Source organism: Salinibaculum sp. SYNS191 (genome assembly GCF_037338445.1).
Taxonomy (GTDB): Archaea; Halobacteriota; Halobacteria; order Halobacteriales; family Haloarculaceae; genus Salinibaculum; species Salinibaculum marinum.
This window is the reverse complement of record NZ_CP147838.1, coordinates 2,648,440-2,671,939: the sequence shown is the minus strand read 5'-3', so window position 1 is coordinate 2,671,939 and position 23,500 is coordinate 2,648,440. Positions and strand designations below refer to the sequence as shown.

At 57.6% G+C, this 23,500-nt stretch carries 20 protein-coding genes, 1 tRNA gene and 1 pseudogene; 9 read left to right on the top strand and 13 right to left on the bottom strand.

Annotated features, from left to right (window positions below; all coding sequences use genetic code 11):
• Positions 1 to 51 precede the first annotated feature (51 nt).
• From WDJ57_RS14215 to WDJ57_RS14205, 3 genes and pseudogenes are all read left to right on the top strand, one after another.
• Positions 52 to 591 carry an FxsA family protein gene (locus WDJ57_RS14215; RefSeq protein WP_338901472.1) on the top strand — a complete coding sequence of 180 codons (540 nt, stop codon included), beginning with the start codon at positions 52 to 54 and terminating at the stop codon, positions 589 to 591.
• A 77-nt stretch (positions 592 to 668) separates the two neighbouring features.
• Positions 669 to 742, top strand: a tRNA-Ile gene (locus tag WDJ57_RS14210).
• Positions 743 to 935: 193 nt separating this feature from the next.
• Positions 936 to 1,186, top strand: a pseudogene (locus WDJ57_RS14205) (hypothetical protein); the annotation flags it as partial.
• A 242-nt stretch (positions 1,187 to 1,428) separates the two neighbouring features.
• Here the strand turns inward: WDJ57_RS14205 and gdhB are convergent.
• The 3 genes from gdhB to WDJ57_RS14190 form a co-directional block, all read right to left on the bottom strand.
• On the bottom strand, positions 1,429 to 2,721 hold the full coding sequence (gene gdhB / locus WDJ57_RS14200; RefSeq protein WP_338901471.1) for a glutamate dehydrogenase GdhB: 1,293 nt from the start codon (positions 2,719 to 2,721) through the stop codon (positions 1,429 to 1,431).
• A gap of 2 nt (positions 2,722 to 2,723) precedes the next feature.
• A complete protein-coding gene (locus tag WDJ57_RS14195) occupies positions 2,724 to 2,867 on the bottom strand; it encodes a rubrerythrin-like domain-containing protein (RefSeq protein WP_338901470.1) in 144 nt (47 codons plus the stop codon).
• Positions 2,868 to 3,067: 200 nt separating this feature from the next.
• A complete protein-coding gene (locus tag WDJ57_RS14190) occupies positions 3,068 to 5,941 on the bottom strand; it encodes a bacterio-opsin activator domain-containing protein (protein WP_338901469.1) in 2,874 nt (957 codons plus the stop codon).
• 692 nt (positions 5,942 to 6,633) lie between these two features.
• On the opposite strand from WDJ57_RS14190, the gene WDJ57_RS14185 reads away from it, so the two are divergent.
• Positions 6,634 to 7,128, top strand: coding sequence for a hypothetical protein (locus WDJ57_RS14185; protein WP_338901468.1), 495 nt, complete (start codon positions 6,634 to 6,636; stop codon positions 7,126 to 7,128).
• Between the two features lie 168 nt (positions 7,129 to 7,296).
• On the opposite strand, the gene WDJ57_RS14180 is transcribed toward WDJ57_RS14185, so the two are convergent.
• The 5 genes from WDJ57_RS14180 to WDJ57_RS14160 all read right to left on the bottom strand — a co-directional run bounded on the left by WDJ57_RS14180 (position 7,297) and on the right by WDJ57_RS14160 (position 11,026).
• Entirely contained in the window at positions 7,297 to 7,740 is a 444-nt protein-coding gene (locus tag WDJ57_RS14180; RefSeq protein ID WP_338901467.1) for a hypothetical protein, read from the bottom strand.
• Positions 7,737 to 8,843 carry a PQQ-binding-like beta-propeller repeat protein gene (locus WDJ57_RS14175; protein WP_338901466.1) on the bottom strand — a complete coding sequence of 369 codons (1,107 nt, stop codon included), beginning with the start codon at positions 8,841 to 8,843 and terminating at the stop codon, positions 7,737 to 7,739. Before WDJ57_RS14175 ends, WDJ57_RS14180 begins: the two co-directional genes overlap by 4 nt.
• A gap of 259 nt (positions 8,844 to 9,102) precedes the next feature.
• A complete protein-coding gene (locus WDJ57_RS14170; protein ID WP_338901465.1) occupies positions 9,103 to 9,399 on the bottom strand; it encodes a hypothetical protein in 297 nt (98 codons plus the stop codon).
• Positions 9,400 to 9,727: 328 nt separating this feature from the next.
• Positions 9,728 to 10,012 carry a hypothetical protein gene (locus WDJ57_RS14165; protein WP_338901464.1) on the bottom strand — a complete coding sequence of 95 codons (285 nt, stop codon included), beginning with the start codon at positions 10,010 to 10,012 and terminating at the stop codon, positions 9,728 to 9,730.
• A gap of 291 nt (positions 10,013 to 10,303) precedes the next feature.
• The gene (locus WDJ57_RS14160; protein WP_338901463.1) at positions 10,304 to 11,026 is read right to left on the bottom strand and encodes a hypothetical protein; all 723 of its coding nucleotides are present in this window, start codon (positions 11,024 to 11,026) and stop codon (positions 10,304 to 10,306) included.
• 477 nt (positions 11,027 to 11,503) lie between these two features.
• Here WDJ57_RS14160 and WDJ57_RS14155 point away from each other — a divergent pair, with 477 nt between their 5' ends.
• Positions 11,504 to 12,754 carry an RNA-guided endonuclease InsQ/TnpB family protein gene (locus tag WDJ57_RS14155; protein ID WP_338901462.1) on the top strand — a complete coding sequence of 417 codons (1,251 nt, stop codon included), beginning with the start codon at positions 11,504 to 11,506 and terminating at the stop codon, positions 12,752 to 12,754.
• A 103-nt stretch (positions 12,755 to 12,857) separates the two neighbouring features.
• Here the strand turns inward: WDJ57_RS14155 and WDJ57_RS14150 are convergent, their stop codons facing one another.
• A complete protein-coding gene (locus tag WDJ57_RS14150; protein WP_338901461.1) occupies positions 12,858 to 13,145 on the bottom strand; it encodes a hypothetical protein in 288 nt (95 codons plus the stop codon).
• A gap of 1,011 nt (positions 13,146 to 14,156) precedes the next feature.
• Here WDJ57_RS14150 and WDJ57_RS14145 point away from each other — a divergent pair.
• The 4 genes from WDJ57_RS14145 (at position 14,157) to WDJ57_RS14130 (ending at position 18,579) form a co-directional block, all read left to right on the top strand.
• Positions 14,157 to 14,732, top strand: a complete 576-nt coding sequence (locus tag WDJ57_RS14145; protein ID WP_338901460.1) for a hypothetical protein — start codon at positions 14,157 to 14,159, stop codon at positions 14,730 to 14,732.
• Between the two features lie 685 nt (positions 14,733 to 15,417).
• The gene (locus WDJ57_RS14140) at positions 15,418 to 16,107 is read left to right on the top strand and encodes a TIGR00266 family protein (RefSeq protein WP_338901459.1); all 690 of its coding nucleotides are present in this window, start codon (positions 15,418 to 15,420) and stop codon (positions 16,105 to 16,107) included.
• A gap of 498 nt (positions 16,108 to 16,605) precedes the next feature.
• Positions 16,606 to 17,028, top strand: coding sequence for a hypothetical protein (locus tag WDJ57_RS14135; RefSeq protein WP_338901458.1), 423 nt, complete (start codon positions 16,606 to 16,608; stop codon positions 17,026 to 17,028).
• Between the two features lie 552 nt (positions 17,029 to 17,580).
• Complete coding sequence (locus tag WDJ57_RS14130; protein WP_338901457.1) at positions 17,581 to 18,579, top strand: IS110 family transposase; 999 nt, start codon at positions 17,581 to 17,583, stop codon at positions 18,577 to 18,579.
• Positions 18,580 to 18,905: 326 nt separating this feature from the next.
• On the opposite strand, the gene WDJ57_RS14125 is transcribed toward WDJ57_RS14130, so the two are convergent.
• The 4 genes from WDJ57_RS14125 to WDJ57_RS14110 all read right to left on the bottom strand — a co-directional run bounded on the left by WDJ57_RS14125 (position 18,906) and on the right by WDJ57_RS14110 (position 23,498).
• Positions 18,906 to 19,265 carry a hypothetical protein gene (locus WDJ57_RS14125; RefSeq protein WP_338901456.1) on the bottom strand — a complete coding sequence of 120 codons (360 nt, stop codon included), beginning with the start codon at positions 19,263 to 19,265 and terminating at the stop codon, positions 18,906 to 18,908.
• Positions 19,266 to 19,608: 343 nt separating this feature from the next.
• Complete coding sequence (locus WDJ57_RS14120) at positions 19,609 to 21,663, bottom strand: heavy metal translocating P-type ATPase (RefSeq protein WP_380629839.1); 2,055 nt, start codon at positions 21,661 to 21,663, stop codon at positions 19,609 to 19,611.
• A 156-nt stretch (positions 21,664 to 21,819) separates the two neighbouring features.
• Positions 21,820 to 22,182, bottom strand: a complete 363-nt coding sequence (locus WDJ57_RS14115) for an SHOCT domain-containing protein (RefSeq protein ID WP_338901454.1) — start codon at positions 22,180 to 22,182, stop codon at positions 21,820 to 21,822.
• An 821-nt stretch (positions 22,183 to 23,003) separates the two neighbouring features.
• A complete protein-coding gene (locus tag WDJ57_RS14110) occupies positions 23,004 to 23,498 on the bottom strand; it encodes a hypothetical protein (RefSeq protein ID WP_338901453.1) in 495 nt (164 codons plus the stop codon).
• Positions 23,499 to 23,500: the final 2 nt, after the last annotated feature.

The window sequence follows — 23,500 nt, the reverse complement described above, 5'->3', positions numbered from 1 at the left end:
AAACGTGGTGTGGCTCGAAAGGCGTTTGGGGCAGCAGTGAGTACGGGGTGTATGCTCCGCATCATCGGGGTCCTCCTGCTGATCCCGTTGCTCGATATGCTGTTGCTGGTAGTGCTGTCCGGCATGCTCGGCTGGCAGCTCATCGTGTTGCTCGTCGTCCTCACCGCGCTGGTCGGGATGTTCCTCGTCCGCGCGGAGGGCCGGCACACGATGGGCAAGATACAGCGCAAGGCCGCCCAGGGCGAGGTACCGACGGACGAACTGCTCGACGGCGCGCTCCTGCTCGTCGCGGGTGCGTTCCTGCTGACCCCCGGCCTGGTCACCGACGGCGTCGGGTTCCTGCTCGTGTTACCCTTCACGCGCTATCCCATCCGCCTGGCGGTCAAGAAGTGGGTCGTCGTCCCCTACGCCGACGCGAAATCGCGCGGTTTCGTCACCGGGAACGTCTACATCGACGGCTTCCCCAACGAGGAGGGTGCCGGTCCCCGGAGCGGACCGCAGGGCGGTCCCGGACCGGGCGGCCCCGGCGACGCCTACGACCTCGACGACGACGCCTACGACGTGGACTTCGACGACGAACCCGACAGATAACGCGGTTCCGTCACACGGTCCGCCCGAAGAGTAACGCTTAACAGTACATGCCGGATACACCCAGTTGCACCGAGTTCGGGCCAATAGCTCAGTTAGGTTGAGCGCTCGGCTGATAACCGGGAGGTCCGCGGTTCAAATCCGCGTTGGCCCATCTCATTTCCTACCCGTTTCTAGCAAATCAAGAAGTTGTTTCTCAAGCGTTCTTCTCCCCACTAACGGAAGTTTCGGAGAATCGCCAATCTGCTTGTTCTCATAATCTCACAAGCAAACTTCCCGGCCCCGCGCGCCGTCGTGCGGTCAATCCGGCCAAGGGGGTGGTACGGTGACGAACTGGAGCCAGTACCAGTGGCCTTGGTGCAAGCGTCAATATCGCCGTGAAAGGCGTGAAGAAACTCGATTGGAATGTGCCTGCTCTCAACAGCCGCCCCATTGTTCGGAAGGTGTCGACCGAGAGACGGAGTCTCTCGTGATCACGAAACGGCTTCGCCGTTTCGGACGACGACGGCAGGCATCGGGGGCCGTGGACGCCCCGACCGTGACCCACCCGACTGCCCAGGGCTATCAGGCCGATGGCCGAGTGGGAGTGTCCGAGTAATCCACAGAAGGCCTGGGGGTCGTGCAAAAGACGAAATCTTCCGTGATGACGAGACGCGGAGCGTTTCGAACCACTTGACCCCGAAGCAGTTCACTTGTAATCAACATAGGGGCAGTCGTTTTCAATTGCCTCACCGGGGGTGTGCAGTAGTCTCTTATCCCAGATAAGAAGAAACTGCCGCCGAGGGAACAGCATGGATTTGGGAGCGAGCAACGCCGTTCCGGAATCGGCTCCGATCGCGACTACGGCCAGAGTCCACGCGCCTCGTGGGCCTCGGCAATTCGGGAGAGTGCAACGATGTAGGCCGCGTCACGCCACGTCACGTCTCGTGCTTCGAACTCCTCCCGGACGTGGCTCCAGGCGGCCAGCATCTCCGTCTCGAGTTCGTCGTTGACACGCTCCAGCGACCACGATCGGCGATTGATGTCCTGAAGCCACTCGAAGTAGCTCACAGTCACCCCGCCGGCGTTCGCCAGGATGTCCGGAACCACTGGAATATCACGTTCGGCGAAGATGGAACTCGCCGCAGTCGTCGTCGGACCGTTCGCACCTTCGATGACGATGTCTGCAGCGACATCATCACCGTTGTCCGCTGTCAGCACGTTTCCGATCGCGGCTGGAATCACCACGTCGACATCGAGTTCCAGCAACTCCCCGTTGCTCACGGTCTCGGGTGTCTCGTGGCCCATTACCGCTTCCGGCACCTCGTGGTGGGAGGGGATCGAGTGCGTGTCCAGGCCGTTGGCGTCGTAAACGCCGCCGTTGACATCGCTGACCGCGACCACGTTCGTACCCCAGTCGTCCAGCAAGCGAGCGGCGTTCGACCCGACGCTGCCGTACCCCTGGATGGCAACGTCAGTCTCCTCGATGTCCTTGTCGTAGTAGTCGATCGCCTCCCGGGCGATGATGGCGACGCTTCGGCCGGGTGCCCCATCACGTCCCTTACTGCCGCCGACGATTGGTGGTTTCCCTGTGACCACGCCCGGGATGGTTTCGCCCTCCTGCATGGAATAGGCGTCCATCAGCCACGCCATCGTCTGCGGATCTGTCCCCATATCGGGGGCAGGGATATCCTTGGTCGGCCCGATGACCGCCCGTATCTCGTCGGTGAACCGCCGGGTGAGTTGTTCTTTTTCGTCGTTACTCAGATCCTTGGGGTTCACTGCGATACCGCCTTTCGCGCCGCCGAACGGGATGTCCATCACGCCGCACTTCCACGTCATCCACATGCTGAGCCCGACACACTCCTCGCGGGTGACCTCCGGGTGGTACCGGAGGCCCCCCTTGAACGGGCCGCGGACGCTGTCGTGTTGCGCCCGATACCCGGTGTAGACTTCGACGTCCCCATCCTCGCGCTCGATTGGAACAGTGACCTCGTGGACTTTCTTGGGGTGTTTGAGGCGGTCGACGATGTGCTGGTCGATGTCGAGGTGGTCGGCGGCGTGCTGGAGTTGGCGGCGTGCCGTCTCCAGGGCGGACTCCTCCTCGGTCGATTCCTCCTGCGGCTCGTCGGGTGTCGTTGATGTCGAAGCCATCGTTATTCGATCGGAGTCCGTCGATTCCGCATCTCACCAGCGCAGTCCGGGCACGAGCCGGGATTGTCCTCTGCAACGACGACGTACCCGCATTCGAAACACTCGTACAGCGATTCCTCGGTCGGGTTTTGGTCGACATCTCTCATTGCTGATTGCGAGTCCCAGCACCACCAGGCAGGGTACTCTACCCGTCCATAAGGAGAATATAAGGGAATATTCGGTAGTTGAACACCGAACCCCGACTCAGTGGTGGCATTTACTATACAAGCAGTTTGGCGATGTTGATCCGGACAGGTTACTCGCTTGTCAACTAAACGCTTGGTAGACCTCGAACACGTTGGGATCGTCAGTCAGCGTGTTGTGCGACTATCGGTGTGTGGTCATCGATGAGTTCCGCGAACAATTTTCGCTGTGTGGTTCTGATGTGTTGGTAGAACGCTTGCGGCGAGATCTCCAGCGAGTCCGCGACAGCTTTACCGTCGGCCTTACGCGGTGACTCGAAGAACCCGCTGTAGTACGCTGTCTCGAGGACTTCAAGCTGTCTGTCCGTCAGCCAGTCGAGGACGGACGCGTAGAACCCGTGTTCGGATGCCTGTTCACGGGTCTGCTTCGACGCCAGGTCGATATCGCCGGACCGGTCAGCGAGGAACTGGGTAACGTGCCTGACTTCGATGCTCGCCGGCAGATCGACGACAAGCGTTGTACCCGCCGCCGTTGCCGTTGCACTCCGAAGAACAGCCCCGTGCTCAGCCAGCTCTGTCGCGATGAATGGGTCGGACAATCGGAGGCGCAACACACCGCCAGTTTCGCCGCCGCGAATCCGCTGGACATCCTCGACAACCGTGAGACCGTCAGTTGCGTCGACGACGACATCGAGTGGTGCGTCATCCACGGTGACGAATACGTAGTTCCCAGTGGCGGTCTGCTGGACGCCGCCCTCGTAAGTCAGCGTGCAGTCGGCCGCCGCGGCCAGTTGCGTGAGCACGAACGACGCGTCGCTGACCTCGTACTCGATTCGCGTCATCGACGTCGTGAGCAGCGCCTGCTTGCGCTCGGTCGCGCTGATCGCGGCAGCGATCGTTTCCCCGAGTTCCGAAACGACCGTCTGAATGGTTTCGTCGAACGCGTCGGGTGTCTCCGCGTACACGGTCAAGACACCGTACGAGAGATCGTTGTACACCAGCGGAACACTCAACACGGACAGGAAGTCACGAGAGATAGCGTCTTTGCGCCAGGAGGCCGCGTGGAGGTCAGCCGCGACGTTCGAGACGTGTGTCACCTCGCCTGTTGTCGCCGTTCGACCAGCCGGCTCGACTGTCTCCACAGGAACATTGAACGATAGGGTGTCGAGATAGCCCTGACCGGTTCCAGCCCACGCTTGCGGCGTTACCGCCTTCCCCGTGTCGTCGAGCGTGCCGATCCACGCGAACTGGAAGCGGCCGTCAGCAGTGAGGTGTTCACAGACGGTGTGATCGATTTCCTCGCGAGTCTCGGCTTCCACAAGCGCCTGGTCGATCTCTCGGATGGTCTCGTTGATGCGGTTGAGCGTGGTGAGCTTGTCATTCTGACGCTGGAGTTCGCGGTCCTGTTCGCGGAGCTGTGACTCCCGGTTGACCCGGTCGAGGGCCGCCTCTGCGGTCGCCGCCAGCAGGTCAGCAAGTTCCCGCGTGACATCGTCGAAAGCCCCCACGTCTGTCGACCCGGCCAGGTATACGCCGTGGTTTCCGAGCGGGATGTATGCGGCACTCCGAATATCAGTCGCGGGATTGGTGAGACGGTCGGCCTCGTGGACGTCCTCGAAGAACAGGGCCTCGTTCTCGACGAAACTGTGACTGGTGAGGTCGCTACCGTCGGCGTGAACCGCGGGGAGCGGGCCGTGTGCGTCCCGGAGTGCCTGTGAGTGGGCGGCAGGTTGGAGGTGATTGTCGTCGGCGTCGAAGAGGTAGATCGCGCTGGCGTCGAGGCCGAGGGCGTCGGGCGTGTCGTCGACGACGTGTTGAGCGATCTCCCGGTGCGTCTCGGCGTACAGGAAGTCCCGAGCCGTCTCCTGAAGTGTCGCTAGCGCCTGTTCGCGCTGTTTGCGCTTCGTGATGTCCCGGCAGCTGTACAGCAGCGTGCCGTCCTGGATGGAGACCTCACGGACGTTCACCAGCAGCGTGTGTTCGCGGCCGGCTTTGTCCGTCGCCGTCGTCTCGATGTTCTTCAGGACGCCCGTCTCAGCCAGTTCTTCTCGGTCGAAGAGATCCTCACCGAGGAGGTCCTCGATCGTGCCTAACTCCCGGATCTCGTCAGCGGTGTATCCAAAGATGAAGTGGACGTTCGGGCAGACATACGTATACTCGCCACCCTCCTCAGTCATGAGGACGGTGTCAGTCATGTTGTTGAGCGTGACTCGGTGGAGTTCCTCCGACCGCCGGAGTTCCCGCTCGAGGTCCACGCGGTCGGTGATGTCGACGGATTCGACGATGATGGAGACGAGGTCGCCGCGTTCGTCGGTGACTGGTTGGACGGAGAGTTCCAACATCCGCTCACTATTCAGCGCCTCCTGTGTGACGACGGCATGGCCGAATCCGCCGCGTTTCGCCGTCTCGATAAGCCGGCGGATGTCGTCGCTGGTCTGTGTGTCACTGGGCCACCAGGGCAGTGTCCAGAATGGGTCGCCAACGACGGCGTCAGCGTCGACGTCGATCATGTCGCGAGCGGCCTGGTTGACCCGCGTGAGCGTGCCGTCCGGGTCGAGCACCCACGTCGCCGATCTCGTGTCGTGGAAGGTGGCGTCGAACTGCCGGGCGCGCTCGCGCTGCGTCGTCGACCGCTGTGCGTTCCGAAGGGCCTGTTCAGTCCGCCGCAGCGCATCGGTGACGGTTTCGCCGGGCGAGTCGGCAACAGCGATGTAGTCGGTGACACCAACTTCGATAGCCTCGCTAGCGATGGCTTCGCTTCCATCAGCTGTCCCCATTATTAGTGGAAGCATCGTTGTTGTGTCGCGAATCCTGCGGACGAGCTCAATGCCAGTGGTCTCAGGAAGACTGTAGTCGAAAACGATGCAATCGACGGCGGTTTTCTGGAGTATCTGTTGTGCTGCCGCGGCTGTCGAGACTGACTGCACAGTTGCGTCAAACTGGGCATCGAGTTGAGCAGTATACGCGGCTATCCACGCCGTGTCGCCGACAACGACGATGGTTGATTCGTCAAGGACGCTCTTCGAATTGGAACTCATATGCAGGGAGTGACACCCATCACGAATCCGGATACAGCGCCACGTGAGGTGTTGATATCGGTGACTAGCCGCTACACAGTCAAAATCTCTCCTGTTTAATGTTCAACGCCGATTAAAGGACATAGTTTCTAATTAAACTATCCGCAAATTCGGCGGCCTGACATATTGCTAGCTTGTCTCGGAGGTAACGAGTGTCTGCCTCACATCAGATCATATCCTTCCTTCGTCGTAATCGACTCGCCAGTTTCGGTTTGACGGAGTCGCTATTCGGGATACGCGCAGTCTATGCAGCAGGAGTATCGTAACCTACTATCAGTTGTAGATGTTCCAAGGCGTCAGAGAACAGTTCACAGACTCCTGTGAGCAGTCTCTCCAAATCACTCGATACAGAAAGGACGTCGTTCACAATGGGTGGCGGGGGGATACCCATCGGGGCTTACAGCGGAGTGGGGGGGAGCGACGAGCGTGGTTCATGTCCGATGCTGAAGCCCAAATCAGCATAGCATACTGTGACAGAAGTTGCTTTGTGATGGTGTACCAAGGAGAAACGTCTGAAGCATGGAATATAGGTATTCGGAGAATTGTTCAACCCGCATCAGCGTGTCATAGAAAGGTTCGCAAACCCTGTCGCGTTCAGCAAGGAACGCTCAGTACAGACAAGACACTTATCAAACAGTACAAGAAGTTATAGTATGCTGACGAGAGTCTCGAAGAGTCGCCTGGGACTCTTGTTGCTCTTCGTGGGCGCACTTCTGTTCACTGGTGCTGGCACGGCTGCGTATAGCGTAAATGCTGATATCAATACACATCAGTATACTATTACCGAACTCAGTGAGGAGGAAGCGACGGAGTATCACCAGCAATTCCAGTTCAAATTCGAAACGCTCTCACCGACAAGCCAGCGTATCTTCGAACACGCCGTCGAAGAAGGTACGTACACAACTCACCAGGAGTCAGAACAGTTCTACTACGCCGGCGATACCGACTCTGTGAACATCGTTGAGTATCACAACCGCTGGTACCTACTCGAAGCCACTCGGGGAGGTGGATTCATGGCTGGCGCACCACTGTACCTGTGGGTTCCTCTGACGGCCCTTGGTGGAGTTCTCTTTTTGATTGGCTTCTGGCTGTCTCCCTACTCCCAGCGACTGCGTAGATTCTTTTTTCCAGGCACGTACAATCGATAAGCACGTGTACTGAGCAGTGGATGCAACCCCAACAGTATTGAAATCAATCACCTTGCGAGCCGTTCTATGACACTCTATGCATGCTTGCTGAGTATCTGGGCACCATACGTATCCTGACATCAACCACCATGTGACCCTTCTCTGACGCCCTCGAACTCTCGCACTCGCTCAATCGGAGTTCGTTTCCTCCAGTGAGCCGATCTCCTGGCTCCACGTGACCTCGAAGACCACTGCGTACGCGAGTAAGAACGCTCCCAGCCAGACCAGTACGGCCTGCAACGTCGGATACAGTGCTCCAACGTGTCCGTCTCCGACCCCGACGAGCGCGTCTGCTACGAACCCGACCAGTAGCGAAATGAGGCTGAAGCGCGTCAATAGCCGGTAACTCGGCGGATTCGAACTGTTGACGAGTATCCCGGCCACCGCAACGACGACCAGGGTCGAGAGCGACACCGGCATCAAAATCGACGTCGTGCCGACTGCTCGCACCATGATCAACCTTCCAGCGGTGCCAACCGACAACTGGAGGATGATTACGTAGGCGAGTCCACGGCCCACCTGCCGGGCGTATCCGGCTATCGCTTCACTCACTCCAGACGCCGACCCACTCATCGTTCCGCCTCCTCGGCATCATACGCACGGAGTGATGTTCCCACTCGCGCGTAGAGGGTTCCGTCAGCACTCGCCATCCCGTAGATGCGCCCGTCCGACCTCGACAGGGAATGGCGGAACCGCGTCGATCCGTTGGTCGTATCGAGCGCAACCACTGCCGAGTCGCCGGGCAGGTACAGCGTCTCGGCGGCAATCACCGGCGCAACGAACGGCGAGATCTCCTCGACCGAGACAGCCCACTGGTTCTCACCGGTCGCCGCATCCACCGCGACCGCAGCCCCATCTCTGACAACGTAGACGCGCTGGCCGTCCGTGATCGGCGAGGCAGGCTCGGTGATGCTCGGTGCCTCGGTCTGCCAGACGACGCTCCCGTCGCTGGCGTTGAAGGCGGTAAGCGTCGGGCCACCAGCGTAGACCCGTCCCTGGTTGACGGCAGGCGTGGCAAACATATCGAATAGCGGACGGTCAGAAGGCGTCCGCCAGCGGACGGTACCATCGGACGGATCGCGCCCGACCAGCCGCCCAGAATCTCTCTCGCTAGTGCCGGTGAGCAGGAGCGCGCTGTCCATCCCGCTATCCTCGGCAGGTGCGAACGCCAGCGGTACTTCGGCCGCCGTCTGTATCCAGCGCCGAAGCCCGGTCGACTGATCAAGTGCGACGAGCTGGTCGTCGTTCGCGAGAGTGCAGCCGATGACGACCTGATTGCCGACGGGGAGGACGTATTCGAAACTACTGGTTGTTCGAAACGCCCAGGTGGACTGGCCGGTAGCGGCGGCGCGCCCGGATAGCGTCACCCCGCTAACAGCGTAGACGCGGTCACCGCTAACGGTAGGGCCACTTTGGAGGAATTCGAAGGGGGGCTCGTCGGGAAAGAGGCTCAAGCTCTGGTCACGGCGGCGGCGCACCCACTCGGGCGAGCCGTCAGCGCTGGCGACCGCCCTCAGCGCGTACCGCCCGACGGTGTACACGCGGCCGCTCGCCACGACCACCCCTGGTCGGACGATGTTGGGGGGCCCGGCCGAACGGCGCCACCGTTCGACGAGACCGTCCCGAGGGCCGGGCTGTGGCTGGTAGCCGGTGCGCTGTGGGTCGCGTTTCTCCATGGGCCACTCTCCGGCCGGCACGCGAGCCTCAAGCCGCATCGGCGGGAGAACGGCATCTGTTCCGAGTCCCGCGCCGAGGCCGAGCGAGGCAGTCCCGCCAAGCGCTGCAAGCAGCCCCCGTCGAGACAGTGACCTATTAGACCACACGTCCGGTCGTTCGGTAAGCACGTATAAAGTTCTATTTAATTAACAAGAATGGCTAATCGATGAGATGTCTGTTGATGACCCCCTTGTCGAGATACAATTGCACCGCGTTGGCTCATTCGACCTGTTCGATGTCAAGAAAAGGCTCTCCACCGAGTGGTATTCGTAGTACTGTCATGTCTTGATGTGTGAATCTATAGGTCTCCTCAGTCGACAGGGAGGATCCACTGGCTCGGACTGTTTTGCGTCCGAGCGTCACTTCCTCGGGAGAGTCCAGTTCCGCATTGACATCGACGTTTAGGTTGTACTCCTGTCCTATTGGTATTGGAATGCTGATTTCTTGCGTTTCGTCGGGTGTGCTGGTGATATTGGCTGTAAGGAACTTTTCACCTGCAGATTGGAGCCGTATCACTGCCTGTGCATCGTCGGTTAGCGTGTTCAATACCCGAATCTTGACCTGCTGGTCCTGTGTCTGCGTCGTCTCATTTGGCGAAGTGTCTGCAAGGTCATCACTTGGGTGCAGTGCTGTAACACCTCCGACACCCGAGAGTACCGTCAGACCGACTAAGAAGGTGCGTCACTTCATACATTCGAACGCGGGTTGTAGGGTGAACAGCTGGCGACTGCAACGGCTGCTCCAGCGGCAATTGCACGGAGCGCTTGGCAACGCGACCAGTTGACCATTGAATAAATATCATTCAGAAGGACAATTGAAGCTTACGCTCAACGCGCTTGTCAGATTACAGCACGAGCAACGAGACGGCTCCAGCCAGTGCAACGGCGCCACAGGCCTGCATCGCCCGGATATACAACTGCCGACGGCGTGCATATCCCCCGGTGAGAATTCCAAGTGTCCAGACACTCATGCCAATGGTGACTGCCACAACGATTCCGACCCAGATGGCTGAACCACGATTCGACCAGTTAATGCCAGTCAGCCAGTACGACACAACAGTCCCGAGTAGCCACAGGCTCACAAGAACAGGTGCAAGAACCCGAAACCCGCTCCGTTGTTCAACACTCATTGAAATATCATTGGGTGTCACTCAATATGAATGTGAGGACAGGAATGAGAAGCAGTGTCCTCTTTAAAACAACAATATAGGGGCTGTGTATGCAGCAGACTCTTTTCCACCCACTCAGTGTCTGTCAGAACGTGTGTGACCGATTCAGAGAGTGTAGTCAGAAGTCAGCCATCGTTGGTGTCACACCGATTCTGATGAATCAGCTGGTCAGTAAACTTGCTTAGTAAGGTGTCGGTCATCTACCAAAGCGATTACTCACCTGTGTAGGGTGAATCCTGCAGACGACGGCAGTTACTCGTCGGGCATCCACGCAGGCCGTGTTACCGTCGCGTTGCCGAACGCAGAGAGGTCGTACATCGTCTGGCGGGTGAATTCATCGTTGCCTCTCGTAATATTGAACTCCGCGATGAACCCCTCCTCAGCGATGGTAACGTGCCCTGTCGCAGTATCCGCTGGGACTGACTCAGGATTCCTGATGCCGGTCACAGTATATGTGACAGCCGTCGTCCCCTCGACGGTAACAGCCTCAGTCGCGTTTAATTCGAGATCTCGGAGCGGTTGTTTCAAATCATCGACTGTGGCTACGTCAGCTGCTGTCCAGTTCTCGTCGGGCATTCGGCTCAACTTCTCTGTCATTCGATCATACTCAAACACCCCCTCGGCGGTGTAGTACCGGTGGATATCGGCGTCGAGTTGGGTGTCTATCAATTGGACTGAACCAGTGCCAGCCTCTGTGTCTAAGACCCTGACAATCGTGCGGTTCGAGTCCTCATCGGCAATCACCAATCGACTTTTCCGGGAGACGTTTTCCACAGTCTCGTCGTTCGTTCCCAGCGCAACAGTGAGGTCTGTAATCCCCGCCTGTGACCACCCCGAGGGATACGAGAAATTCTCCACTGTTGGTTCGGGAGTGGGTGTCTGTTGGTTTGTCGCAACCAGTCCGGTACAGCCGGCCAGAAGGATGAGACTGGCCAGTGTAACAGCACGGTGAGAACCGTAAGAGCGGTCGACCATGGAATGTGATAATGACAATATATTAAAAATAGATTGTGGGTGTTTGCTCCCAGCAAGCGCTACTCAGTGAAAGCCGTCCACTCCCTTTTTCACTGTAATTGAATACGCGCTCTGTATCCATCAGTGCCTTCGCCGACTACTCGATATCTGTCAGTAATGAAGTGACCGATAGAGAGGATAGGTTCAGCACGACGGTGGCTTTCTATCTTTAGACAGCGAGAGAATCCCGCCGTTGAGTGGTCACTGCAACTATTGAATAGTCAGTGAAGAGCGTTACAGAACAGTGGTTGCGAGCAAGGCGAAGCCACCGATTCTGTAGCCGCTCGCCCGTCTTCGTTTACTATTCAGTTCTTGTGCATACCACTCCACGGCGGGCGTGAATCGCGCCACTCAACTACGCAAACCACCGCTCGACAGCAGACCGGATATTCCATGCTAATCAACACCACTAAGTAGATTTGTCTACATAGGCTATGTATGGCGATTCAGGCCACGCGCACCTACGTTGGTTCCATTCAGAACCACCGACAGGTCTGCGATGGCCTTGACTCGCTCGGAGACTCCGCCTCCAAAATCTGGAACGTCGCACGATGGACAGCCGACCACATCTGGGATGAGACCGGCGAAATCCCAGACGAAGGGGTGCTGAAATCGTACATGAAGAACCAACCGTGCTGGAAAGACCTGAATGCACAATCCAGTCAGAAAGTCATCGAAGAACTTTCCGACGCTTTCCAGTCATGGTTTGACCTACGACACAAGGACGACGAGGCGAATCCGCCCGGCTACCGCAAACACGGCGACACCCGACCACGTTCCACGGTCACATTCAAAGAAGACGGCTTCAAACACGACCCTGAGAACAACCGCGTTCGCCTCTCGAAAGGCTCAAACCTGAAAGAAAACTGGTCGGACTTCATCCTCTGCGAGTACCAGACACGCCCAGACGTTGACCTCACAGAAGTCAACAGCGTGCAGAACGTTCGAGCCATCTGGAACGGCGACGAGTGGGAACTGCACTTCGTCTGCAAAGTCGAACTCGAAACCAACGACTCATCAGGAGATGGCGTGGCAGGCATCGACCTCGGCATCAAGAACATCGCCACGGTCGCCTTCCCCGACGGATACGTCCTGTATCCCGGCAACTCGCTCAAAGAAGACAAGCACTACTTCACCCGCGAAGAGTACGACACTGAGGGTGAGAACGGCCCCTCGCAGAAGTCGATGTGGGCACGTCGGAAACTCGCAGAACGGGAGACACATTTCTACCACGTTCTCACAGACACCATCATCACCGAGTGCGTTGAGCGGAATGTAGGAACGCTCGCAGTGAGCTGGCCCGAAGACATCCAAGAGTCCGACTGGGGGAAGACCGGCAACAAGAAGCTGCACTCGTGGGCGTTCGACCGCATCTACCAGTACCTCGAATACAAAGGCGAGATGCGCGGTGTTGAGGTGCTGAAAGAGAACGAGTGGGACACCTCGAAGACGTGTTCGGCGTGCGGCGACGATACGAAGTCGAACCGTGTCGAACGTGGGCTGTATGTCTGCTCGTCATGTGAGTTGGTAGCCAACGCGGATTGCAACGGGGCGGAGAATATGCGGCAAAAGATAACTCCGAGTCCTCACGGTGAGGATAGGAGTAACGGCTGTGTGGCACAGCCGTCGGTACACCTGTTCGACCGCGAGAGCGGGACGTTCAACACGAGAGAACAGGCCGTATCGTAGACCAGCAAATATCCCAACCTGCGGTACGGGAAGCCTCGCCGTTTACGGCGAGGAGGATGTCACTCACGGACTTCGGTCTGAATCACCCGGCAGATGCGAGTGCTTAGATGTTTGCCGAAAAACGGCCGTACTGGTAGGCGAGCCACAGGAATCCCGCGGGGAGTACAATGAATTTCAGCATGTCGAACAGCATGCTGTAGAATACGATCGTCTCACCGATTGAACCCAGTTCAGGGAGCCACACCGGGAACCCCGAGGATCCCTGACGAACGCCAGCGACAGCCATCGTGAGCAGCCGCTCACCGACTAAGATCGTGGTCAACAGGCCAAGGAGGATGATTCCCGGACGACGGAGGGACGGTTCCTCACGGAATGGGGCGATCAGGGACATTAAGAAAAATTGACTGTTGAGTGGCATACGCTTTGTGGTCTTTCTCCCCATCAGTTCCGATTGGTCTCGCTGTGGCCTGTATCGGACGGTTCTCGCGCCCAGGCTCGTGACCTGCACACATGCGAGACCCGCGCTCTGTATTCAACAGGGGGACGCGCACCGGTGGCAAAGAGAACAGAGCGTTCAACTCACCCAATTTGTTGATATAGCGTCCATCCGACGGCGAAGATAGCTATGCCAACACCGACAACGAAGGGGATGATACCGTCAGTCTCCCCGAAGCGCCAGTCGGATACAGTGTCCCCGACGATTGCAAGGAGAGCAACGACGACTCCGACGTATTGGAGTGGCTTTGACTGGGAGGGGCGGCCTGGCAGATTGCTAGCTTGTCTCGGATTCATCAAGTATCTTCCTCAGATCATATCTTGCCCTTCTATCGTAGTAATCGACTCACCAGCCTCGGTTTGTGTGAGTCGCTATTCGAGATTCGCCGCCTACATCTCGCACTGTTGCTACTGATGAATTCGAATGCTGTCAGAACGTGCGTGACCGATTCAGAGCATATGTGCAGCATGAAGCGATAGTTTCTTTCTCTTCATCAGGACACGAGCCACTGGTCAGTATACTGTCTTATCTTGAAATTTATAAATATTAGTTCCACACCGGAACACGTCCGACGGGTGACCCGCATTGGGTACTATTTAGGGAGGGTGGAGCGGATAGCAATTATTCACTGCGACAGGTGTTGCACCGTTTAGAGCCTGGAAAAACAGGTTCTCCACACTCGGTACACTGATCGAGACGCCGGCGGCTGCCAAAGAGTTTCTTGAGGAGGGAGGGCACGATTTTTCTACCGGGCTTGATGCGGGTAAGTGTCTCGCTGTATTGACCGCTCAGTGTCGTCCAAACTCAGTAATTCCTCGGCGCTGACTAAGCGCCCTGAGTCTGTCGTCACGCACCAAATGTTCGGCTAGAATACATTTTTTATCGTTGGTGATGAAAGTAGGGGATATGAAACGTCGTGCCCTCCTTACCTCCATCGGCGTAACAGGCGTGGCGTGTCTCGCGGGATGTTCTGCCCTCAACCTCGGTGGTGAGTCCACACAAACCGAACAATCGGTCCGGTATCCGGCATTGAAATCCACGCCGGTATATTTTGGCCCAGACCTCACTGGAACCCTCCCCGAGTACGCGAGTGTAAGCGATGACCCGGAGGCCGCTGTCGTCGCGGTTGTCGACCACGAGACGCCCCTCGATCCGTCGCGACTTGTCGACTGGTTGTTAGCAGGAGTCGCTGTCGGGACAATCAAGCGTCCAGCTGCAGAAGCATTGGGCGAGTTGCTCGTCGACGGGAACGTGAGTGAATCCTTCGAGGCCTCGATAATCACTGGCTCCGACCCCAATGACATTGCGGTCGTCCGAGGAGTCGGGGGCCGCCTGGTATCGAGCGTCGCTACGTATGGCCGGAGCATTCCAGAGACCACTCGAACCGTGCACTATTCGTTCTCGTATATGATCAACGATATTGTCGAAGCTGTCAATCATATTTCCGAAGCTGTCAATCGTTCCCCCGCCAACGACCGATAGTTGTCTGACTATATGATCAATACAGCCTCTGAATCAGTCACGCACGTTCTGACAGCGGATGAGTAGGTGGAGGAGACACTGCTGCATACAGAGTGCATATTTACCAGCCGGGGAGTGAGAGTTGTGATTTCACAGCCTGCAACTGAGCGGGATACTTTTTCCCGATTTCCTGGAAAGTCAGTCACACAGATGTCACAGAATGGCCGCCCGAACGAGCCAGTCCCATCATTCAAAACACGGCTCGTGAGAGTTCTCATCTCAGTCGTTGTGTTAACTGGTGTGACTGTCGTTTTCGGATACGGGGGATGGGTTGTTTTGACACTGACTGCGAACATTGCAGGCTACGATCCAGAGACTGAAGAGGGAGATCTCCTTCGACATCGATTGTTGGACTGGCCTGAGCGAAACAGAGAGGTGATGCGCTCAAACGGGCGAAAGCCACTTCCAGTGAGGCCCTAATGGCGTTTTGACAGCCTCCCCGCGCTGAACGGGGCTCTCTCCTCGATTTTCCGCAAACTCATCCTCTGTAGTCATCAGGGAGTTCCTCTCACTGCGTGCGAATTTCGACAACGTTACGCACCACTATATTGACTACCACGAATTGGGATTGACCCGTACTGTGGTGGTCGTCAAATGATCTATTTTTGGGAAGTACCGTTATTCTAAGCCTCCGATAATTACCCATATGGAACACGAAATAACGAGCCGTCCGTCGTACGCGATGGTGGACATCTCCCTCGATAGGGGCGAACAGATTCTCGCGGAGTCAGGTGCAATGGTGAGCCACAGCGACGGTATCGAGATGGAGACGAACGCGACCGGTGGCTTCCTCAAGTCCCTCCGGCGAGGGTTGTTCGGCGGCGAGAGTTTCTTCCAGAACACGTTCACTGCCAACGAGCCCGGATCAGTCGCGTTCGCTCCACCGCTCCCTGGCGATATGGTCCACCACCAGCTCGAAGACGATACGGTCTACGTTCAGTCCGGTTCGTACATCGCCTCGGGTCTAGAGCTCGACGTTGACACCGAGTTCGGCGGGGCCCGCACGTTCTTCGGCAGCGAAGGCCTGTTTTTGCTCCGGATCAGTGGGAGAGGCTCACTGTTCATGGCAAGCTACGGTGCTATCGAGGAGGTCGAAATTGACCCAGGCAAGACGTACACCGTCGACACGGGACACATCGTGGCGTTCGAGGACACGGCCGACTTCACCGTGAAACGCGTCGGCGGCCTGAAGTCGACGTTGCTGAGCGGCGAGGGTCTGGTGGCCGAGTTTCACGGTTCAGGCCGCATCTGGCTCCAGACTCGAAGTCAGGACTCACTACTCGCGTGGCTCCTCCCGAAGATTCCGAACCAGTCACAGGGCGGACCGTCCGGGTAACCGCGGGAGTGGTCCTGTCCGATGAGCACGCAGCCAATTACGGATGTGCGAGGAGAAGGCCCCGCTTCCACGTCGCCAAACCGGTGACGACGGTGGCGGCCGATGATTCGGTGACCGTCTCCTGCATACACCGCGCAAATTCAGAAACCCAGGTGGTCTAGTCAGAGTGGAGCAAGGTTTGGTCGATACAGAGGGTATCGTGAGCGGTCAGTAGAGTAGAGCAGAGCATTGTTTCGCAAACCAGAGGCGTAGTTGATGTCCAAAAGACACTTTATAACCTATGTTGAAGTAGTTTGCGAAGGCGCTGATGGATACAGGGCGCGAATCGGTCACGTATCGGTAGGCCTCTGGGGTCGGTGAGAGTAATCACTCTGAAGCGCACCTTTACTCAATATGATTTTCAGGAGTTGGTCCATTCAGTTCTTTAGACCGGTCCATTTCTCACGTTGAAACTGTTGTCCCGGCTTTAAGTATGTCACTAGCAAAACACCTCTAACGATGGGAGAACCACAACAATACGAGACCACTGCCCTCAATCTCTCTGGCAGTCAGTATACCGTCGAACAGACGGGCAGGGACGAGAACTTCCAACCGGAATATGAAGCCAGGGACGTCACTGGTGACACGATCTTTCGCTGCACCCACCAGATGTACGAGGGGAACGATACCTTCCCCTTCCTCGACACCGACGGAACTGAATTATTTACTGTCGAGGCCAGCGGGAATTGGGATATCGCCGGCGACTATCTGCTCACAGATAGCCAAACTGGGAAAGAACTCGTCGTTCTGGACAACGACTTTTCGCTCTTCCAGGATACCTGGCGAATCCGCGACGCTGAGAACGGGTCGGTTCTCGCCGAGATCAACTCACGTGGCACACTCTTTACCGTGGGTCGAAAGATCCTGCCAGTGGGCCAGTGAATCGGACACAAGTTCGAGATAACTGATGCGGAAGGCACTGCTGTTGGAACTATCGAGAGCGGTTTCGCCGTCTTTGACCGGTACGAAATCACGATTAGCGATAGCAGTTCGGTACCAATCGATCCGATAGTGGCAGGGACAGTCGTTATCGATGCAATTCAGGGTAACTGAGCGAGGTCAACGTACCCTCGTATGATCGACTTACTCTCCCAACTTTCCTCTATTCTCCCACATACACAGTGAACCAATATCGGTTTGATTGCTGAACACACGCTCTGAATCGGTCACGTAGTTACTGACAGAAACTGGATATCTGGCGAAGGTAGTGCTGACTCGATGGAAACGCTGCTACTCCATGCGAGCGTGAAACAAGATGGGGCGCAAGAGACCGATGTGTATTCCGTGCCATCGAGCACGTCGTGCTGACTGGTCCGTGTGCGAAAGAAGCCGAGTCATGGGCGTGACAGCCCGGATGCCGCGGCGTGCGGCATCCGGGAAAGCCCGAATAGGTGATTCTCTGCTTCACGCACTGGCGTCCCGGGTGAACAGACAATGTACCTCGGAATTGATGTCCACAAACGGTACGCACAGGTGGCAGTAATGGATGAGGCTGGAGAGATCGTCGAAGAGGTTCGCGTCGAGAACGCGAACCTCGACGACCTCGCCCAGCGGTATGCTGGTTCTCAAGCTGCACTTGAGGCGACCAGCAATTACTACCACATCCACGATACGCTGTCGGAGCATTTGGATGTGACTGTTGCTCACCCGAAGGAACTGAATCAGATCGCCGACACTGACAAGAAAACTGATCGCGTTGACGCCAAAGAACTCGCGCGGATGGTTCGGTTGAACTCCGTTCCGGAGAGCTACGTTCCAACCGACGAGGTCAGGGAAGCCCGCGCACTCGTGCGCGGGCGACAGACTCTGGTGGAGAACCGCACCAAGTACGCCAACAAGATCCACGGACTCCTCTCCGATCACGGCATCACTGAGGACGTGAAGCCGCTGACTCAGGAGGGACGAGAGTTCCTGCGGGAACTCTCGCTCCCGACGCCGTGGGACTCCCTGCTAGAGTCGTACATTGAGCTGATTGAGACGCTCAGCGAAGAGATTCGCAATCTGGAAGAGACGATCGAAGAACGCGCTGGGTCTCTGAAGGAGACCCAGCTGCTGATGACGATTCCCGGCGTGAGTTACTATACGGCGTTGACGATTTATGCCGAGTTAGGCGAGATCAGTCGGTTTGACGGTGATAAATCGGTCGTCAGTTATGTCGGATTGAACCCGGTGATCCGCGAGTCAGGCGACTCGCGGATCGAGGGGAGTATTTCGAAACGTGGATCGGGTCGTGTCCGGTGGTTGCTCGTCCAGGCTGCAAACACAGCAGTTCACACCTGTAACGATGAGTACCTAAGCCGCTTCTATGAGCGGCTAGCAAGCCGGAAGAACTCACAGAAGGCAATCGTCGCCTGCGCTCGGAAAATGCTGGTGTCGATCTACCACATGCTAGACCGAGGCGAGGTATACGATCCGCCTGATGTGAATGCGTAGACGAGGGAACTGAGGGCCGCCCGCTCGGCGGCCCTCAGTGGCCGGTCGGGGCCAGCGTGAGCGACAGCTATCGCCAGACCGCCACCGCACCGCCTGAAGATATCGACCACCTGCCGGCTAGGAGAACAGCAGACTACAGGACGGCGTAACTGTTTTGTCGAAAACGGTGGTTTGTGTAGATAGCAGCGTTTCCATAGGTGAATGCACAGCGCGAATGTTGCACTCTGTGGCGTATGGGTGGATGGAATTATTTAATTCAGCAGAGAGACCGAAAAGAAGTATTCGGACTCATCACCTGCATTAGTGACGATACAGTTCCGGCCGTGTCAGGGGGACAGGGCAGGGTCGCTTCCATCTTGGAATTCTTCGTCATCGTTACCATCGAAGAAGCTGTCAGGGAAGGTTACTTTTTCATCAAATGCCTTCTTGGCCTTGAGGAACCGGTCTTCAGGGGCTGCATCGTTTGCTACACTGTTACCCGGCCCTATCTTTTCGTCAAAGAATGAATCCGGGAATTGAACGTTGTCACCAGGCATTACACCCTTCTTTTCGTGCTTATCCATCTGGTCGGGGTCGGTGACGGTGACCTTGTCACCCGGTGCGGCCACGGCGGGAGCAGCCACCATCGAGAGTGCAACTGTCAGAACAACGGCAAACACCGTTAATCGGATAGTATTATTTATCATTACACCGATTACTTGAATATAAGAGATAATAACTTAGTAGTGAAGTAAGTTAGCACTGCTCACAGTGTCACTTCTCACTCAGCATCTATGCCCCCTCCACAGAAACCATGACCGTCACAGAACCTATATACAAAGCTACGTATCGATGCTGTCATTATTTGTTTCACATTAGCCCCGCTCTCCTGCTGCCTACACGCTCTGTATCGGTCACGCTGTTACTGGCAGATATGAACTAATTGGTGAAGGCGCTGGTGCATACGGGACGCGAGTTCGTCAAGCCGGCCGTCGCCTGGAAGGTCACCGAAACCCCGCGGCATTTCTACGCCGTACCGGGGAGTCAGCGTCACCCCGCTGGCCGTGGGCCATCTGATGCTGGCATTCCTGGCAAACTCAGGACAGAGAGGTCCACCCGACGTAGCAGTTGTGCGTTGATGGCAACGATGACCGTACTCAGCGACATCAACAGTGCACCGACAGCAGGCGACAGTAGGATACCGATTGGAGCGAGCACACCAGCAGCAAGCGGGAGGGCGAAGACGTTGTACCCCGCCGCCCAGACGATATTCTCCTGCATCTTCCGGTAGCTGGCCTTGCTGAGTTTCACCAGTCGCACCACGTCCATCGGATTGTTCTGGACGAGGATGACGTCTGCCGACTGGACGGCCACGTCGGTCCCGCTCCCGATGGCGATGCCCACGTCTGCCCGAGTGAGGGCGGGTGCGTCGTTGACGCCGTCGCCGACCATCGCCACGAGTTTGCCCTCGTCCTGCAGTTCCTGAACTTTCGTGTCCTTGTCCTCGGGCAGCACTTCGGCGAAGACGGTGTCGATACCCAGTTCCTCGGCGACGGCGTTTGCCACGTCCGCTGAATCACCAGTCAGCATCGCCACCTCGATGCCGATGTCGTGGAGCGCCTCGACCACGCGATAGCTCTCGTCTCTGATGACGTCGGCCATGGCGAAGGCTGCGACGAGGTCTCCGTCTCGAACGAGGTAGACCACGGTCTGTGCGTTCTCTCCAGCCTCGTCAGCAAAGGCCGCGAGCGACTCGGGTACCTCGCTGTCAAGATAATCCAGTAGATTCGGCCCGCCGACGTAGACCTCCTGACCACCGTCGGACGCATCCGACGAGCCTCTAGCTTCGCTGGAGACACTCACGGTCGCTCTGACGCCTCGGCCTTTCATCGCTTCGAATCCGCTCGCGTCGGGGACGGAGACGTCGCGTTCGGCGGCGGCCTCACGAATGGCGCGGGCGATCATGTGTTCGGAGTCGCTCTCGACGGCCGCCGCGAGCGCGAGTGCCTCGGTCTGGTCGACGCTGTCGACCGTCTCCATCCCGACGACGCCGTGTTCGCCCTCGGTGAGCGTCCCCGTCTTGTCGAAGATGATGGCGTCGAGATTGCGGGCCTGCTCCATGGCGATGCGGTCCCGGACGAGCATCCCGTTCCGGGCAGCCAGCGAGGTGTTGATGGCGACCACCAGCGGAATCGCGAGGCCAAGTGCGTGCGGGCAGGCGATAACCAGCACCGTGACCACGCGCTCGATGACCGTTGCGTTGAACGATACCGCCACCGTCCACGCAATAGCAGTCACGACAGCCGCGCCGACGGCGACGTAGAACAGCCACCCTGCCGCCCGGTCGGCCAGCACCTGCGTCCTCGACTGGCTCGACTGGGCTTCTTCGACCAGTCGCATGATGCCTGCCAGCGTGGTATCCTCACCGGTCGCGTCGATGCGGACGCGGAGACTCCCGTCGCCGTTGACGGTGCCCCCAATCACGTCGTCGCCTGGTTCTTTCGAGACGGGTTTCGACTCGCCGGTAACCATCGCCTCGTTCACGTCAGAGTCGCCCTCTTCGACGACACCGTCTGCGGGCACGCTCGCGCCCGGTCGCACGAGCACGAGGTCACCCTCCGAGAGGTCGCTGACTGGGACCTCCTCGGTGCCATCGTCGGTGATGCGCTCGGCGGTGTCAGGCATGAGTTTCGCCAGTTCGTCAAGCGCGCTGGAGGCGCGCCGAACTGAACGCATCTCTATCCAGTGGCCCAGCAGCATGATGTCGATGAGCGTCACCAGTTCCCAGAAAAAGGCCGACGAGGTGGGAAAGACGACGCTTGCCAGACTGTAGACGAAGGCGACGCTGATTGCCATCGAGATGAGCATCATCATCCCCGGCGTTCTGTCGCGCAGTTCCGGAACGGCCATCTTGAGGAAGGGGACGCCACCGTAGGCGAAGACGACGACGGCGAAGACGGGATTTATCCACTCGCTGCCGGGAAACGCGGGAACAGAGAAGCCCAGCCACGACTGAAGCGTTTCACTGTAGAGGAGTACCGGGATGGAGAGCAGCGTCGAGATAAAAAAGCGACGCCGAAACATCTGTTCGTGACCCGCGTGCATCCCACCGTGGTCTCCGTGGCCGCCACCTCGCTCCTCGGGACCCTCGTCGAGACTGTCGTGTCCCTCGTGGTGGCCGTGGTCGGTGTGCCCGTCGTCTAATCTGTGGCTGCGTTCGCTGTGGTCGGCTCCGCTCGAATGACTGGAATCGTCCACGATTTACTCACCGGCTTGGAGTTTCCGACGGCGGGAATCGAACTCTTCTTCGTCGATTTCTCCCTCGGCGTAGCGGCGCCGCAAAACGGTAAGTGCGTCGTCGGTCGTCTCCCTGCCCGAATCACGCCGGGTGAGAAACAGGTACCCGAGAGCGAGCGGGACGCCAATCAGAACGACCATCCAGAGCGTCATCCACAGGTATCCAAAGCCCCCATCATGGGACCCCATCCAGCCGTCGTGGTGGTGGAAGCCGTCGTCGCCGCTGTGGGCGGCGACGGGGCTGCTGAAGGCGATAACGAGTACGACGACCAGTGCCATCGTGGCGAGGAGTCGTCCCTCAGTTCGCTGGCCGCGTGTTTGGTCCATGTTGACATATACAACCGGATTCTTTACCTCGGTTGTGGTTACGAATCGAATTTCTACCGAGGAGATAAACATGGATTCAAAACCAGCTCCGAGCCAAACCTTCACAACCGAACCTGCGATGGGGTGAGGAGTCTCGGGCGACTTCGGTTTGACGACGGAACGAAAACCGCCGCGGTGTCAAGCTATCGCGTCGTATCCCGCGTCTGCCACGGCGGCGACGAGCGCCTCGGTTTCGGCCTCGCCCTCTACGCCGCGTCCCGTTCTCCGATCTCCCTCGTTCTCTCCGCCATCTTTGGTGGGAGCGAGTATGTGTATCGAACCAGGACAAGCAATCGGTAGAACTGATCTGATCTCATCTCGCTTCTGCATCGGTCACGCCGTTACTGACGGAGGTTGAGTAGTTGACGGAGGCGTTGCTGGATATACAGCGCGTATCTCGCGCGCTCTTACTAACAGCTCCCGGGAAGTTCGTCGAGGATCTGCTGCAGACAGAGCCGGATCTCTCACGGCACACGTCCAGAGATACGGGAATTGAATCGGCCGACACACTGCCCGTCTCTTACAGGGATGGTGCTCACGAAACTCAGCCAGAGAAGCGTTCACGACTGGAAGAGACGGTTATCATTCTCGGAGGCGAGAAAGGGAGACTTCGACCAGGATTACGCCGACTAGGCCGACGCTCCATCTAATCACTTGGTCGATAATACGTTGAGTACCCCACCATGCGAATCTCGCTCGTCGGTAAAACAGTGAAATCAAGCTACGTCTAGCGATTCACCACGGCCATCAGGAGCTAATTCTCACCGTATTTTTCGCCGATATCACTCACAGATGCAGTCGTGAGATTGTCCAACGAGATTGACGATCTGTAGATGGATCTCATCAGCGAGCGCGACCATTGCATCTCCACGATCATCTGTGGCAACCCCATCTTGGTAGTACGTGTATGCCCGGTTTTCGTTCCAGAGATCTTCGAGTTTCGTCGCAACCTCGTCAGTGATGAATCCAACTTCGGCGCTTCGATTGATCGCGGTGGTGTGTGATTGGGGCGGTTGGGATGGGTCGTGATGTCCCTCTGTAATCAACCAGAATAGCAGCGTCCGTTCGATCGACGTGAAGGCGGCTTCGATCGTGAGCGTGTAATATCCGTCTTCGAGCAATCGTTCTGCCCCGGAAAGAAGTCGACACGCCTTCCGAAGTTGGACGAGTTCAGCACTGGAGACGTCGAGTCCCTCTTCGAGAGTTTGCCCACCGAGACGGAACGCTTCCTGTGCATTCGACAGCTGCGGCTCGATATCGTCGTGGTTAATCGGCATCC

Coding starts and splice junctions, on each gene's coding strand:
- WDJ57_RS14140 (WP_338901459.1), top strand. CDS start 15,418: ATGGAACACGAAATAACGAGCCGTCCGTCGTACGCGATGGTGGACATC.
- WDJ57_RS14160 (WP_338901463.1), bottom strand. CDS start 11,026: ATGGTCGACCGCTCTTACGGTTCTCACCGTGCTGTTACACTGGCCAGT.
- WDJ57_RS14190 (WP_338901469.1), bottom strand. CDS start 5,941: ATGAGTTCCAATTCGAAGAGCGTCCTTGACGAATCAACCATCGTCGTT.
- WDJ57_RS14195 (WP_338901470.1), bottom strand. CDS start 2,867: ATGAGAGATGTCGACCAAAACCCGACCGAGGAATCGCTGTACGAGTGT.
- WDJ57_RS14125 (WP_338901456.1), bottom strand. CDS start 19,265: ATGATAAATAATACTATCCGATTAACGGTGTTTGCCGTTGTTCTGACA.
- WDJ57_RS14180 (WP_338901467.1), bottom strand. CDS start 7,740: ATGAGTGGGTCGGCGTCTGGAGTGAGTGAAGCGATAGCCGGATACGCC.
- WDJ57_RS14215 (WP_338901472.1), top strand. CDS start 52: ATGCTCCGCATCATCGGGGTCCTCCTGCTGATCCCGTTGCTCGATATG.
- WDJ57_RS14165 (WP_338901464.1), bottom strand. CDS start 10,012: ATGAGTGTTGAACAACGGAGCGGGTTTCGGGTTCTTGCACCTGTTCTT.
- WDJ57_RS14150 (WP_338901461.1), bottom strand. CDS start 13,145: ATGTCCCTGATCGCCCCATTCCGTGAGGAACCGTCCCTCCGTCGTCCG.
- WDJ57_RS14135 (WP_338901458.1), top strand. CDS start 16,606: ATGGGAGAACCACAACAATACGAGACCACTGCCCTCAATCTCTCTGGC.
- WDJ57_RS14130 (WP_338901457.1), top strand. CDS start 17,581: ATGTACCTCGGAATTGATGTCCACAAACGGTACGCACAGGTGGCAGTA.
- gdhB (WP_338901471.1), bottom strand. CDS start 2,721: ATGGCTTCGACATCAACGACACCCGACGAGCCGCAGGAGGAATCGACC.
- WDJ57_RS14120 (WP_380629839.1), bottom strand. CDS start 21,663: ATGCACGCGGGTCACGAACAGATGTTTCGGCGTCGCTTTTTTATCTCG.
- WDJ57_RS14145 (WP_338901460.1), top strand. CDS start 14,157: ATGAAACGTCGTGCCCTCCTTACCTCCATCGGCGTAACAGGCGTGGCG.
- WDJ57_RS14110 (WP_338901453.1), bottom strand. CDS start 23,498: ATGCCGATTAACCACGACGATATCGAGCCGCAGCTGTCGAATGCACAG.
- WDJ57_RS14185 (WP_338901468.1), top strand. CDS start 6,634: ATGCTGACGAGAGTCTCGAAGAGTCGCCTGGGACTCTTGTTGCTCTTC.
- WDJ57_RS14175 (WP_338901466.1), bottom strand. CDS start 8,843: ATGGAGAAACGCGACCCACAGCGCACCGGCTACCAGCCACAGCCCGGC.
- WDJ57_RS14115 (WP_338901454.1), bottom strand. CDS start 22,182: ATGGACCAAACACGCGGCCAGCGAACTGAGGGACGACTCCTCGCCACG.
- WDJ57_RS14155 (WP_338901462.1), top strand. CDS start 11,504: ATGGCGATTCAGGCCACGCGCACCTACGTTGGTTCCATTCAGAACCAC.